Origin of the sequence: Bradyrhizobium sp. LB11.1, assembly GCF_040549385.1 — a bacterium.
GTDB lineage: Bacteria > Pseudomonadota > Alphaproteobacteria > Rhizobiales > Xanthobacteraceae > Bradyrhizobium.
Map to the genome: position 1 here is coordinate 233192 of NZ_JBEPTH010000008.1, position 12564 is coordinate 245755.

General features: G+C 65.1%; 13 protein-coding genes. 7 read left to right on the forward strand and 6 right to left on the reverse strand.

Annotated features, from left to right (window positions below):
• Nucleotides 1-22: 22 nt before the first annotated feature.
• The 3 genes from hslU to hslV all read right to left on the reverse strand — a co-directional run bounded on the left by hslU (nt 23) and on the right by hslV (nt 2727).
• Entirely contained in the window at nt 23-1327 is a 1305-nt protein-coding gene (gene hslU / locus ABIA96_RS22270; protein ID WP_354139188.1) for an ATP-dependent protease ATPase subunit HslU, read from the reverse strand.
• 52 nt (nt 1328-1379) lie between these two features.
• Nucleotides 1380-1982 (reverse strand): DUF2585 domain-containing protein, encoded by a 603-nt coding sequence (locus tag ABIA96_RS22275; RefSeq protein WP_502918846.1) that lies wholly within the window; start codon nt 1980-1982, stop codon nt 1380-1382.
• 184 nt (nt 1983-2166) lie between these two features.
• Nucleotides 2167-2727, reverse strand: a complete 561-nt coding sequence (gene hslV / locus ABIA96_RS22280) for an ATP-dependent protease subunit HslV (RefSeq protein ID WP_354139190.1) — start codon at nt 2725-2727, stop codon at nt 2167-2169.
• Nucleotides 2728-2929: 202 nt separating this feature from the next.
• On the opposite strand from hslV, the gene hisB reads away from it, so the two are divergent.
• From hisB to coaA, 7 genes are all read left to right on the forward strand, one after another.
• On the forward strand, nt 2930-3523 hold the full coding sequence (gene hisB, locus ABIA96_RS22285) for an imidazoleglycerol-phosphate dehydratase HisB (protein ID WP_234684149.1): 594 nt from the start codon (nt 2930-2932) through the stop codon (nt 3521-3523).
• A gap of 66 nt (nt 3524-3589) precedes the next feature.
• A complete protein-coding gene (locus ABIA96_RS22290) occupies nt 3590-4120 on the forward strand; it encodes a DUF2628 domain-containing protein (protein WP_354139191.1) in 531 nt (176 codons plus the stop codon).
• Nucleotides 4117-4767 carry an imidazole glycerol phosphate synthase subunit HisH gene (gene hisH, locus ABIA96_RS22295; protein ID WP_354139192.1) on the forward strand — a complete coding sequence of 217 codons (651 nt, stop codon included), beginning with the start codon at nt 4117-4119 and terminating at the stop codon, nt 4765-4767. Before ABIA96_RS22290 ends, hisH begins: the two co-directional genes overlap by 4 nt.
• Entirely contained in the window at nt 4764-5501 is a 738-nt protein-coding gene (gene hisA / locus ABIA96_RS22300) for a 1-(5-phosphoribosyl)-5-[(5-phosphoribosylamino)methylideneamino]imidazole-4-carboxamide isomerase (RefSeq protein WP_354139193.1), read from the forward strand. The genes hisH and hisA overlap by 4 nt, the downstream gene beginning before the upstream one ends.
• 3 nt (nt 5502-5504) lie before the next feature.
• The gene (gene hisF, locus ABIA96_RS22305) at nt 5505-6281 is read left to right on the forward strand and encodes an imidazole glycerol phosphate synthase subunit HisF (RefSeq protein WP_354139194.1); all 777 of its coding nucleotides are present in this window, start codon (nt 5505-5507) and stop codon (nt 6279-6281) included.
• A gap of 76 nt (nt 6282-6357) precedes the next feature.
• The gene (locus ABIA96_RS22310) at nt 6358-6684 is read left to right on the forward strand and encodes a phosphoribosyl-ATP diphosphatase (protein WP_354139195.1); all 327 of its coding nucleotides are present in this window, start codon (nt 6358-6360) and stop codon (nt 6682-6684) included.
• A gap of 28 nt (nt 6685-6712) precedes the next feature.
• Complete coding sequence (coaA, locus tag ABIA96_RS22315; RefSeq protein WP_354139196.1) at nt 6713-7669, forward strand: type I pantothenate kinase; 957 nt, start codon at nt 6713-6715, stop codon at nt 7667-7669.
• 236 nt (nt 7670-7905) lie between these two features.
• On the opposite strand, the gene ABIA96_RS22320 is transcribed toward coaA, so the two are convergent.
• The 3 genes from ABIA96_RS22320 to ABIA96_RS22330 form a co-directional block, all read right to left on the reverse strand.
• A complete protein-coding gene (locus ABIA96_RS22320) occupies nt 7906-10131 on the reverse strand; it encodes a PAS domain-containing hybrid sensor histidine kinase/response regulator (RefSeq protein ID WP_354139197.1) in 2226 nt (741 codons plus the stop codon).
• A gap of 121 nt (nt 10132-10252) precedes the next feature.
• The gene (locus ABIA96_RS22325) at nt 10253-10726 is read right to left on the reverse strand and encodes a hypothetical protein (protein ID WP_354139198.1); all 474 of its coding nucleotides are present in this window, start codon (nt 10724-10726) and stop codon (nt 10253-10255) included.
• Between the two features lie 108 nt (nt 10727-10834).
• Nucleotides 10835-12373 carry a YifB family Mg chelatase-like AAA ATPase gene (locus ABIA96_RS22330; RefSeq protein ID WP_354139199.1) on the reverse strand — a complete coding sequence of 513 codons (1539 nt, stop codon included), beginning with the start codon at nt 12371-12373 and terminating at the stop codon, nt 10835-10837.
• Between the last annotated feature and the right edge of the window lie 191 nt (nt 12374-12564).

A 12564-nucleotide genomic window follows, 5' to 3' on the forward strand; every position in this document is an offset into this window, starting at 1 on the left:
TTGATAGCGCGGCCGCCCAAAATTACAAAATGAACCGGCTCAGATCGGCGTTCTTGGCGAGGTCGCCGACGTGCTTCTGCACGAAATCGGCATCGATCCGGACGGTCTCGCCGTTGCGGTCGGGGGCAGTGAACGAGATCTCGTCCAGCACCCGCTCCATCACGGTCTGGAGCCGCCGGGCGCCGATGTTCTCGACGGTGGAATTGACGGCGACCGCGACGTCGGCCAGCGCATCGATGGCGCTGTCGGCGATGTCGAGCGTCACGCCTTCGGTCTGCATCAAGGCGACATATTGCTTGATCAGCGAGGCCTCGGGCTCGGTCAGGATGCGGCGCATGTCGTCGCGGGTCAGCGCCTGCAACTCGACGCGGATCGGCAGCCGGCCCTGCAACTCCGGCAGCAGGTCGGACGGCTTTGCAACGTGGAAGGCGCCCGACGCGATGAACAGGATGTGGTCGGTCTTGACCGCGCCGTGCTTGGTCGAGACCGTGGTGCCCTCGATCAGCGGCAGCAGGTCGCGTTGCACGCCCTCGCGCGAGACGTCGCCGCCGACGCGGCCGTCACGGGCGCAGATCTTGTCGATCTCGTCCAGGAATACGATGCCGTTGTTCTCGACCGCGCTGATCGCTTCCAACGTCAGCTGATCGGTGTCCAGCAGCTTGTCGGACTCTTCGTTGACCAGGATCTCGTGCGAGTTCTCCACCGTCAGCCGCCGGGTCTTGCTGCGGCCGCCCATCTTGCCAAAGATGTCGCCGATCGAGATCGCGCCCATCTGCGCGCCCGGCATGCCCGGAATCTCGAACATCGGCATGCCGCTGCCGGACGATTGCGTCTCGATCTCTATTTCCTTGTCGTTGAGCTCACCGGCGCGCAGCTTCTTGCGGAAGGATTCGCGGGTTGCGGCACTGGAATTGGCCCCGACCAGCGCGTCGAGCACACGCTCTTCGGCGGCGAGCTGGGCGCGCGCCTGCACATCCTTGCGCTTCTTCTCGCGCACCTGGGCGATCGCGACCTCGACGAGATCGCGCACGATCTGCTCGACGTCGCGGCCGACATAGCCGACTTCGGTGAACTTCGTCGCCTCGACCTTCAGGAATGGTGCATTGGCCAACTTGGCGAGGCGGCGCGCGATTTCCGTCTTGCCGACGCCGGTCGGGCCGATCATCAGAATGTTCTTCGGCAGCACTTCCTCGCGCAAGGAACCTTCGAGTTGCTGCCGCCGCCAGCGGTTACGCAGCGCGATCGAGACGGCGCGCTTGGCGTCGGCCTGGCCGACGATGAAACGGTCGAGTTCGGAAACGATTTCGCGGGGAGAGAAGTCTGTCATGGGACCTTAGCTAGGATTAGAAGCCGGCGGGGACAAGCCGCTTTTTTGACGGTCAGATGATCGGCGGACCGGATTGCCATTGCTTCACGGCCTCGATCGGATGGATGAGCATCAGGATGTTGAGCGTCAGATTGTCGCGAATGTGCAGCGCCAGTATGATCTCGAAGGCGAGCCCGAGGACGACGGTTGCGGGGATCGGCAGCACGCGCGCGGTGAGGAACCCCAGCACCATGAACAGCGTGTCCGAGACCGAGTTGACGATGCTGTCGCCAAAATAATCCAGCGAGATCGTGCCGGCGCGGTAACGCTCGATGATGAACGGCGAATTCTCGACGATCTCCCAGGCGCCCTCGATCAGCATCGCGATGATCAATCGGGCCGGCCAGGTGAGACGCCGCGAGAACAGCAACCACGTCAATCCGTAAAACAGGAAGCCGTGCAGCACATGCGAGAAGCTGTACCAGTCGGCGATGTGCTGGGAGTTCTCCGAGCTGTTCACCACGCCGTGCCACAGCTTGACGTAGCCGCAGGTGCAGATCGGCACCCGCCCCATCGCAAACAGGATCGAGGCCTGCAGCGCCAGCAGCAGGAGCGCGATGCCGACCCAATAGACCGCGGGGATCGTCGTCCTTGTGCTCTTGGCGGGCGCGAGCATCATGCCCAAGCGCCGGTGCGCTCCCTCGCCCGCTTGCGGGAGAGGGTTGGGGAGAGGGTGCCTCCCCTAGAGAGAACCCCCAAGAGGCGAGAGCCCTCACCCGCGCCTTCGGCGCGACCTCTCCCGCAAGCGGGAGAGGTTACACCGAGTCCTGAGCGCGGCTGTTCATCCACAGATCGATCCCTTAACCGGCCGTCAGCGCTTCGACGGTGACGTTGCGGTTGGTGTAGACGCAGATGTCGGCGGCGATATCGAGCGAGCGGCGGACGATGGTCTCGGCGTCCTTGTCGGTGTCGATCAGGGCGCGGGCCGCGGCCAGCGCGTAATTGCCGCCGGAGCCGATCGCCATGACGCCGGCCTCGGGCTCGAGCACGTCGCCGGTGCCTGTCAGCACCAGGGAGACGTCCTTGTCGGCCACGATCATCATGGCCTCCAGCCGTCGGAGGTAGCGGTCGGTGCGCCAGTCCTTCGCGAGTTCCACCGCGGCCCGTGTCAATTGCCCCGGATATTGCTCGAGCTTGCTCTCCAGCCGCTCAAACAGTGTGAAGGCGTCGGCGGTGGCGCCGGCAAAGCCGCCGATCACGTCGCCCTTGCCGAGTTTCCGGACCTTTTTGGCGTTGGACTTGATCACGGTCTGGCCGATCGAGACCTGGCCGTCGCCGCCGATCACGACTTTGCCGCCCTTGCGGACCGTCAAAATCGTGGTGCCGTGCCAGACCGGCGAGCTGTTCTGGGTATCCTGCATGACGTACCTCGTTGTCGGGCCTGATTTAGGCGGTCGGGGGCAAGGGGACAACAGGCGCACAACGGGCCGTTCCGGCCTCAAATTCGCTCACCATAGGCGGAAGTGCTGCCCTGCCGGAGCGTTCCCGCAGTAGCGAAGGCGTCATTTGGCTGTTAAAAGACCGGCGTTTTCGGCCCCCGAGCCAGGATGAGAGCTAGTTTCAATGCGCACCGCGACGATCAAGCGCAAGACCAAGGAAACCGACATCGAGGTCACCGTGAACCTCGATGGCACCGGCGTGGCCAATATCGCGACCGGCATCGGCTTTTTCGACCATATGCTCGATCTCCTCGCCCGCCATTCCCGCATCGACCTCACGGTCAAGGCGGTTGGCGACCTGCACATTGATCATCACCATACCACCGAAGACACCGGCATCGCGCTTGGCCAGGCGGTCAAGCAGGCGCTCGGCAACATGGCGGGCATCACCCGCTATGCCGGCGTGCACATGCCCATGGACGAGACGCTGTCGCGCGTGGTCATCGACATTTCGGGCCGCCCGTTCCTGGTGTTCAAGGCCGACTTCCCTCGCGACAAGATCGGTGAGTTCGACACCGAGCTGGTGCGCGAATGGTTCCAGGCTTTTGCCATGAACGCCGGCGTGACTCTCCACGTCGAGACCCTATATGGCGATAACAGCCACCATATCGCCGAGTCCTGCTTCAAGGGCCTGGCGCGGGCGCTGCGCACCGCCGTTGCGATCGATCCCAAGACGGCGGGCGAAATTCCGTCCACCAAGGGCTCGCTCGGCGGCTGACATCTCCGTTTTGGTGGCAAACGCCGCCGGCGGCATCACTGAATTCTTGAAAACGGGGCATCGAAAATGCCTGTCTACACAGTTCACGCTCCCACCCCAGGCGGGGCCGACCTGCGCGCGACCGACAGATTCGTGTTCGTGCGCGACGGCTTCCATTTCTGGGCGATGATCTTTGGGCCACTCTGGCTGGCCTGGAACAGGCTTTGGCTGGCCCTGATCGGCTGGATCGTTTTCCTCGCCGCGTTCGATGCCGGGCTACACAGCCTCGGTGTCGGCCGGAGCTCGATTGTCTTCGCCAACACCATCGTCGCGCTGCTGATGGGCTTCGAGGCCTCGAGCCTGCGCCGCTGGACGCTGTCGCGCGGCAAGTGGCGGCAGCTCGACGTCGTCGTCGCTGACGACGAGGACACCGCCGAGCGCCGCTTCTTCGAGCGCTGGAGCCAGAAGCAGCGCGGCATCGTCAACGATCAATGGGCCGTCGATCGCGGCGGCCCGCCGCCGACCCGCGGCGTACCGGGTCAGCCATTCTCAAGTCCGCCGCCGATGCCGGCCGGCGGCATTATCGGATTGTTTCCAGAACCGGGAGGGTCAAGATGAGCGTCGCCATCATCGATTACGGTTCCGGGAATCTGCATTCCGCCGCCAAGGCTTTCGAGCGCGCCGCGCGCAGCCTTGAGAACGGCGAGAAGGTGTTCGTCACCAGCGATCCGGACCGGGCCTACAGTGCCGATCGTCTCGTGCTGCCGGGCGTTGGCGCCTTCGCCGATTGCCGGCGCGGTCTCGACGCCGTCAACGGCATGGTCGAGGCGATCACCGAAGCCGTGCGCGTCAAGGCGCGGCCCTTCCTCGGCATCTGCGTCGGCATGCAGCTGATGGCGAGCCGCGGCAAGGAACATGTCATCACCGAAGGCCTGAACTGGATCGGCGGCGACGTCGAGAAGATCACGCCGCGCGACGAGAGCCTGAAGATCCCGCACATGGGATGGAACACGCTCGACCTGTTGCAAGAGCATCCGGTGCTGAACAAGCTGCCGCTCGGCCCGAAAGGCCAGCACGCTTATTTCGTGCACTCCTACCACCTCAACGCAGCCAATGAGGCGGACGTGCTCGCGCGCGCCGAGTATGGCGGGCCTGTCACCGCGATCGTCGGCAAGGACACCGTCATCGGCACGCAGTTTCACCCCGAGAAGAGCCAGCGTTTTGGTCTGGCTCTGATCTCGAACTTTTTGCGATGGAAACCGTGATCCTCTTTCCTGCCATCGACCTCAAGAACGGCCAGTGCGTGCGCCTCGAGCAAGGCGACATGGCGCGCGCGACCGTGTTCAATCTCGATCCTGCCGCGCAGGCCGAGAGCTTCGTCACGCAGGGCTTTGAGTATCTCCACGTCGTCGATCTCGACGGTGCCTTCGCCGGCAAGCCGGTGAATGCGCAGGCGGTCGAAGGGATGCTGAAGACGATCAAGATCCCTGTGCAGCTCGGAGGCGGCATTCGCGATCTCGCGACCATCGAAGCCTGGCTCGAGAAGGGTATCACCCGCGTCATCATCGGCACGGCCGCGGTACGCGATCCCGAGTTGGTGAAGGCGGCTGCGAAAAAATTCCCCGGCCGCGTCGCGGTCGGGCTTGATGCCCGCGACGGCAAGGTCGCGGTCGAAGGCTGGGCCGAGACCTCGCAGGTGACGGTGCTGGAGATCGCGCAGCGTTTCGAGGATGCCGGCGTCGCCGCGATCATCTTCACCGACATCGCGCGTGATGGCCTGCTCAAGGGTCTGAACCTCGATGCGACCATCGCGCTTGCCGACGCCATCTCGATTCCCGTGATCGCCTCCGGCGGCCTCGCCTCGATCGAGGACGTCAAGGCGATGCTGACGCCGCGCGCCAGGAAGCTCGCGGGCGCGATCGCCGGCCGGGCGCTCTATGATGGCCGGCTCGAACCCGCCGCCGCCCTCACTTTGATCCGCAACGCGCCCGGGAGCTGACACATGTTCAAGGTCCGCGTGATCCCCTGTCTCGACGTCAAGGACGGCCGCGTCGTCAAGGGCGTCAACTTCGTCGATCTGCGTGACGCCGGCGATCCCGTCGAAGCCGCGATCGCCTATGATGCCGCCGGCGCCGACGAGCTGACCTTCCTCGACATCACCGCGACGCATGAGAACCGCGGCATCATGCTGGACGTGGTTCGGCGCACGGCGGAGGCCTGCTTCATGCCTGTTACCGTCGGTGGCGGCGTGCGTGAGGTCAACGACATCAAGACGCTGCTGCGCGCTGGCGCAGACAAGGTCTCGATCAACAGCGCCGCGGTGTCGCGGCGCGAGTTCGTCAAGGAAGCCGCCGAGAAATTCGGCGGGCAGTGTGTCGTGGTCGCGATCGACGCCAAGCGGGTCAAGCGCGCCGGCGGCTCCGAGCGCTGGGAGATTTTCACCCACGGCGGCCGTAACTCGACTGGTATCGACGCCATCGAATATGCCCAGGAGGTGGTCTCGCTCGGCGCTGGTGAAATCCTGCTCACCTCGATGGACCGTGACGGCACCAGGCAGGGTTTTGACATTCCGCTGACCCGGGCGATTGCCGACAGCGTTCCCGTTCCCGTGATTGCCTCGGGAGGCGTCGGTAACCTCGACCACCTCGTCGACGGTATCCGCGACGGGCGCGCCACCGCCGTGCTGGCCGCCTCGATCTTCCATTTCGGGGAATTCACCATCCGTGAAGCCAAGGAGCACATGGCCCGGCGTGGACTACCCATGCGCCTGGATGCCTGACGACTCCGCTTCATAAAAATGCTACATAGGCTGGCAGGGATTGGCCTCTGGCCGGATGTGTTTCTGAGTATTCAGTATGCCGCGTTTCACGATCCACGATCTGGCCGCAACCATCGATGCCCGCGCGGCGTCCGGTGGCGAGGGCTCCTATACCCGCAAGCTCCTCGACAAGGGCGCCGAACATTGCGCCAAGAAGTTCGGTGAGGAAGCAGTCGAAACCGTAATCGCAGCAGTCGAAAACGATCGCGATCATCTGATCGCCGAGGGTGCCGACCTGCTCTACCATTTCCTTGTGCTGCTCAAGGCCCGCGGCATAAAGCTGGAAGAGGTGGAAGCGGCGCTGGACAAGCGGACAAATATGTCCGGGTTGGAAGAGAAAGCGTCTCGCAAGGGCGGCAGCTAGTCGAGCTCTTTACGGAGAAGGTCGCGTCATGGATATCCGCGCACCCGAGCAGCAGTATAATCCGTACCGCATCTATACGCGCGAGCAGTGGTCGCGATTGCGCGACGACACGCCGATGACGCTGGAGCCGGGCGAGTTCGACCGGCTGCGCTCGCTGCACGATCGCCTCGATCTCAAGGAAGTCGAGGATATTTATCTGCCGCTGTCGCGACTGCTCTCGATCTATGTCGATGCGATGCAGCGCCTGTACTACGCGGAGCGCCAGTTCCTCAACATCCGCGACCGCAAGATGCCCTACGTCATCGGCGTCGCCGGTTCGGTCGCGGTCGGAAAGTCCACCACCGCCCGCGTGCTCCAGGCACTGCTGGCGCGCTGGTCGCCGCGTCCGAAGGTCGAGCTGATCACCACCGACGGATTTCTTTACCCGAAGGCCCTGCTCGAGCAGCAAGGCATCCTCCAGAAGAAGGGTTTTCCGGAGAGCTACGACCTGCCGCTGCTGCTCGGGTTTCTGTCCGATATCAAGGCGGGCCGCCGCCATGTGCGCTCGCCGGTCTATTCGCATTTGACCTACGACATCGTGCCGAACGAATGGGCCGAGATCGACCAGCCTGACATCCTGATCGTCGAGGGCGTCAATGTGCTGCAGACCGGCAAACTGCCGCGCGACGGCAAGGCGGTGCCGGTGGTCTCCGACTTCTTCGATTTCTCGGTCTATATCGACGCCGACGAGGCGGCGCTGCGGCGCTGGTACATCAAGCGCTTCCTGGCGCTGCGCGACACCGCGTTCACCAATCCAAAGTCCTACTTCAACCGCTATGCCCTGTTGTCGGACGAGGAGGCCACCGCCACCGCGACCGCGATCTGGGAGCGCACCAACCTCGCCAATCTCGAGGACAACATTTTGCCGACCCGCCCCCGCGCAACGCTGATCCTGAAGAAGGGCGCGGACCACGCGGTGGAGAGCGTGGCGCTCAGGCGGCTGTAAGCAGCGGCGCTGTAGGGTGGGCAAAGCGTAGCGTGCCCACCAATTCGTTCGACCATGCAGAGGTGGTGGGCACGGCGCGGTGCGCCTTTGCCCACCCTCCGGCTTCACGCTTCGTGGCACGCTTGTCCCCGCACCGTCATTGCGAGCGTAGCGAAGCAATCCAGAATCCCTCAGCGGGAGGCAATCTGGATTGCTTCGTCACAAGTGCTCCTCGCAATGACGAAGGAGAGACCTTTCTACACCGCCAGCTGCCGCGCCGCCGCCAGCCCCGCCAGTGCCTCGTCCAGCTTCTCGCGATCGAGCGGCTTGATCAAAAATCCGTTCATGCCCGCTTCGAAGCAGGCGTAGCGATCTTCCACCAGCGTGTTCGCCGTGAGTGCGAGGATCGGCGTGTGGCGGCCGCCGGTGGCAGCCTCATGCGTGCGGATGCGTTTCGTTGCTTCGATGCCGTCGAGCTGCGGCATCTGGATGTCCATCAAGACCAGATCATAGGGCGTGCCGGCCGAGCTGGCCGCAAGCCACGATTCCAGCGCGGCCTCGCCATGGACCGCGATGACGACGCGGTGGCCGAGTTTTGTGAGAAGCGACCGCATCAAGAGCGCGTTTATCTCGTTGTCCTCGGCGACGAGGATTGAAAGACCTTTCGCGGGCGTTCGGATCGCGGCGGGCTCGACAGGCTCGGGCGCGAGATCGGGCGAGGCGACTTCCGGCGCCAGCGAGAGGCGCGTGGCGAGCGACGCTGCGCGCAGCGGCTTGACCAGAAAGCCGGTGAAGGCCGGCGAGAGCTTGTCATGACGCGAGCTGGGCGTCAGCAGCACGAGCCGCTGCGTCGCATGGGCGCGGGCAACTTCGCCCAGGCGATCGGCAGCAGCCGGACCGAGTGCGCGGTCGATCAGCACCGCATGCCATGAGCGTTCCGGCAACAACGCTTCCGCGGCGGACGTATCGGAGACCAGGCAGGTCTGGCCGCCCCAGCGCTCCAGCCGGCGCGCGATCAGGGACGCTTCGATGCCGTCGGCGACCAGCAGCATCGATTTGCCGGCGAGGTCCGGACTCGGGAACGCGGTTTGTCCGGCGTCGCCCTGTGATGGCGCGAGCGGGATTGCGACCTCGAAGGTCGAGCCTTTGCCGGGCTCGCTCTCCAGGGTGATGCGGCCGCCCATGCGCTTGACGATGCGCTCGCTGATGGCGAGGCCAAGCCCGGTGCCGCCATAGGTGCGGGCGACGCGGTCGTCGGCCTGTTCGAATTCGCGGAAGATGCGCGACTGCGCTTCGGGCGCGATGCCGATGCCGGTGTCGCGGACCAGGAAGCTGATCTCGTTCGGCCAGATGCCGGGCTCGACGATCAGCGCGACGCCGCCGCTCGCGGTGAACTTAATGGCGTTGCCGGCGAGGTTGAGCAGCACCTGGCGCAGCCGCGCGGCATCGCCCGTGACCTCGAGCGGCAATCGCTCGTCGACATAGGCTGCGATCTCGAGGTTCTTGGCCTGCGCGCGGGGCGCCAGCAGTTCGGTGACCTCTTCAATCAAGGTTGAGAGCGCAAAGGGACGTTGGTCGAGATCGAGCTTGCCGGCTTCGATCTTGGAATAGTCGAGCAGCTCCTCGATCAGCGCCATCAGCGCTTCGCCGGAGGTTTTCACCGCCCTCGCGTAAGTCGTCTGCTCCGGCGTCAGCGCGGTGTCGAGCAAGAGGCCGCCCATGCCGATGATGCCGTTCAGGGGGTTACGGATCTCGTGCGAGGCCATTGCGAGGAAGCGCGATTTGGCGCGGTTGGCGGCGTCGGCCTGATCACGGGCATCCGACAGGGCGCGTTCGGTCTCGGTGCGGTCGGTGACGTCGCGGCCGACACTCTGCAGTTCGGCGGGCTGGCCGGCATCGAGCCGCACGAAACCTTCGCGCCAGGCGATCCAGCGCGCGCCGAGCGGGGTGGAAATTCTCTGGTCGTGGACGTGCGTGCCGTTGCTCTCGCGCGCGCTGTCGCCCTGTTCGAGCACGTCGAAGTCGAACCGTGTGCCGATCAGCGCGCTGCGCGTCTGCCCAGCCAGCGCGCAATAGGCGTCGTTGGCGAAATTGATGCGGCCCTGGTGGTCGCGCAGCACGATCAGGTCACCCTGCGATTCGAACAGGCTGCGGGCGCGCTCTTCGGCTTCCTTCAGCTCCCAATTGCGATCGATCAGCGCCTCGTTATGGGCGGCGAGCTTGCGCATCCGCTTGTTGACGAAGCGCAGCCGCATGCTGAGCGTCGCGAGGCCAAGGCAGGCCAGCGCGAACAGGAAGCTCGCGCCGATCGCAAACGTGTTGGGATCGTAGCCGGAATTTTGTGCGCGGCTGCCGGTGACGAAGCCATAGGCGCCGCCGAACGTCGCCGAGAAGATCATGAAGGAGCGGATCGCGAAAGCAATTCGGGGGTGCTGTCGCCTGAAGCGGCGCATGTGCACCTTGATCCGGAACGTCCGACCCATCGCCACCGACCCTGATTCCTGAAGTCCCGCCACCGCCGTTTGCGACGATGTCTCGCCGACCTTGCGAACAGCTTGAGGCTTTGGGGCCGCCTCCAAACAGGGTTGACGAGGTGTTAATGCCTCAGAGGGAGGCGGCCTGAAGGGGGAGAGGGCGGTGGCCGTCATGAGCGCCGACGATCAGCGCCGCGGCCTCGCGCTGCGAGAACGATTTCGAGCGCACATAGATGCGGTAATCGGCCGGGCCTTCGGTGGAGAGATAAATGACCGGGCCGCCATCGACCGGCTGGGCGGCAATCGTGATCAGGCGTGCCGCCGGATTGGCCTGGCACGACTCTGTCTCGGAGCCGAGACCGTCGTCCACGACCGCAAAGTCCGCGGCGTCTGCATCGTCGGTGATCTGGACCCGCACCGTGGCCCGCGACTGGTCGTCGGTGAAGGCGACATGGACGCCGGCCGTCCAGAACAGGGATGTCAGCTCGACTGAAGTATCGCCGAGGGCGACGCAGGGATGGGAGACCGATCCAATCTCGCCGCGGGCGAATATCGCAGCCGCCAACAGGGGAACCACTGAGGCCAGGACCTTGAAACGCAACATGACACTCTACTCGCCAAGCTACTCGCGAAGGCCGCTCGGGAACTTGTGGGCCTATGGTTTGCAGAGCGTAAAGGAAACTCGTTACCGCCGGGTTGATGCGCTGGATGATCAGGCCATCTGGCGCACATCCTCCGCGAGTGCGCGATAGGACAGCGCTTCGGCGAGATGCAGCCGGCCGATCTTGTCGGCGCCGTCGAGGTCGGCGAGCGTGCGCGCCACCCGCAGCACGCGATGGTAGCCGCGCGCCGACAGCCGCATGGTTTCGGCGGCCTCGCGCAGCAGCTTTTGTCCCTGCGCGTCCGGCTTGGCGATGTCTTCGAGCACGGACGCCGGCGCCTCGGCATTGGTGCGAACCTGCGGCAGACCGGCATCCGCGTAGCGCGCAAGCTGGATGTCGCGCGCCGCCGCGACGCGTGCGGCGACCTCGGCCGAGCCTTCCGCCGGCGGCGGCAGGATCAGATCCGCCGCGGTCACGGCCGGAACCTCGATCCGCAGATCGATGCGGTCCATCAGCGGGCCGGAGATGCGGGCCTGGTAGTCGCCGGTGCAGCGGTCGATGCGCCCGCGCTTGCAGGCATAGCCCGGCTCGAATGCATGGCCGCAGCGGCACGGGTTCATCGCCGCGATCAGCATGAAGCGCGCGGGATAAGTCACGCGGTGGTTGGCGCGGGAGACCGAGACCTCACCGTTCTCCAGCGGCTGGCGCAGCGAATCCAGCACGCGCGGATCGAACTCGGGCAGCTCATCGAGGAACAGCACGCCCTGATGCGCCAGCGAAATCTCGCCGGGCTTTGCGCGCATGCCGCCGCCGGTGAGCGCAGGCATGCTGGCGGAATGATGCGGCGAGCGAAACGGCCGCTGCGAGGTCAACGCGCCGCCTTTGATCTCGCCGGCGACGGAGGCGATCATCGAGACCTCAAGCAGTTCACCCGGCGACAGCGGCGGCAGGATCGAGGGCAGACGCGCCGCCAGCATCGATTTGCCTGCACCGGGCGCGCCGACCATCAGGAGGTGATGTCCGCCGGCGGCCGCGATTTCCAGCGCCCGCTTGGCGCTCTCCTGGCCCTTGATGTCGCGCAAATCGAGCAGGGAGGCTGCCGCCTCATGCACCTTCGGCACGGGCCGCGACAGCACCTGCGTGCCCTTGAAATGATTGGCGATCTGAATCAGCGAATGTGCGGCGACGATCTGGATATCCGGGCTCGCCCACGCCGCTTCCGAGCCGCAGGCCGCCGGGCAGATCAGGCCTTCCTCGCGCACATTGGCACCGATCGCGGCGGGCAGAACGCCGGCCACGGGCGCGATCGAGCCGTCGAGGCCAAGCTCGCCAAGCACGGTGAAACCCGTCAGCGCATCCGGCGGGATCGCACCGATCGCCGCCATCAGCCCAAGCGCGATCGGCAGGTCGTAATGGCTGCCTTCCTTGGGCAGGTCGGCGGGGGCGAGATTGACGATGATCCGCCGCGCCGGCAGCGCAAGCCCCGAGGCGATCAGCGCCGACCGGACCCGCTCGCGCGCCTCCGACACCGCCTTGTCTGGAAGGCCGACAATGGCGAACGCCGGCAGGCCCGGTGCGACCTGGACCTGTACGTCGACCGCACGAGCCTCGATCCCCTCAAAGGCGACTGTCGAAACCCGCTGAACCATGCTGCCCCCTCGCACAATTAGGGGTAGCAGACCGGGATCGCCCTGACAAGAACAATACGGGAACGATGATGGCGGCGCCGCGAGCCCTAACCAATCGTAAACGGGGTGCGGACACTACGCCTCGAATGCGACCGGCTCTCCTCAGCACATTCCAACGAATGTCCGCTACTCCTAGAGGTGCGGGATGGGCC

What these genes read in the sequence shown, in the direction of transcription:
- ABIA96_RS22310 (WP_354139195.1), top strand. Translation starts at nt 6,358, where the DNA reads ATGCCGCGTTTCACGATCCACGATCTGGCCGCAACCATCGATGCCCGC.
- hisB (WP_234684149.1), top strand. Translation starts at nt 2,930, where the DNA reads ATGCGCACCGCGACGATCAAGCGCAAGACCAAGGAAACCGACATCGAG.
- coaA (WP_354139196.1), top strand. Translation starts at nt 6,713, where the DNA reads ATGGATATCCGCGCACCCGAGCAGCAGTATAATCCGTACCGCATCTAT.
- ABIA96_RS22320 (WP_354139197.1), bottom strand. Translation starts at nt 10,131, where the DNA reads ATGGGTCGGACGTTCCGGATCAAGGTGCACATGCGCCGCTTCAGGCGA.
- hisH (WP_354139192.1), top strand. Translation starts at nt 4,117, where the DNA reads ATGAGCGTCGCCATCATCGATTACGGTTCCGGGAATCTGCATTCCGCC.
- hslU (WP_354139188.1), bottom strand. Translation starts at nt 1,327, where the DNA reads ATGACAGACTTCTCTCCCCGCGAAATCGTTTCCGAACTCGACCGTTTC.
- ABIA96_RS22275 (WP_502918846.1), bottom strand. Translation starts at nt 1,982, where the DNA reads ATGCTCGCGCCCGCCAAGAGCACAAGGACGACGATCCCCGCGGTCTAT.
- ABIA96_RS22290 (WP_354139191.1), top strand. Translation starts at nt 3,590, where the DNA reads ATGCCTGTCTACACAGTTCACGCTCCCACCCCAGGCGGGGCCGACCTG.
- hisF (WP_354139194.1), top strand. Translation starts at nt 5,505, where the DNA reads ATGTTCAAGGTCCGCGTGATCCCCTGTCTCGACGTCAAGGACGGCCGC.
- ABIA96_RS22330 (WP_354139199.1), bottom strand. Translation starts at nt 12,373, where the DNA reads ATGGTTCAGCGGGTTTCGACAGTCGCCTTTGAGGGGATCGAGGCTCGT.
- hslV (WP_354139190.1), bottom strand. Translation starts at nt 2,727, where the DNA reads ATGCAGGATACCCAGAACAGCTCGCCGGTCTGGCACGGCACCACGATT.
- ABIA96_RS22325 (WP_354139198.1), bottom strand. Translation starts at nt 10,726, where the DNA reads ATGTTGCGTTTCAAGGTCCTGGCCTCAGTGGTTCCCCTGTTGGCGGCT.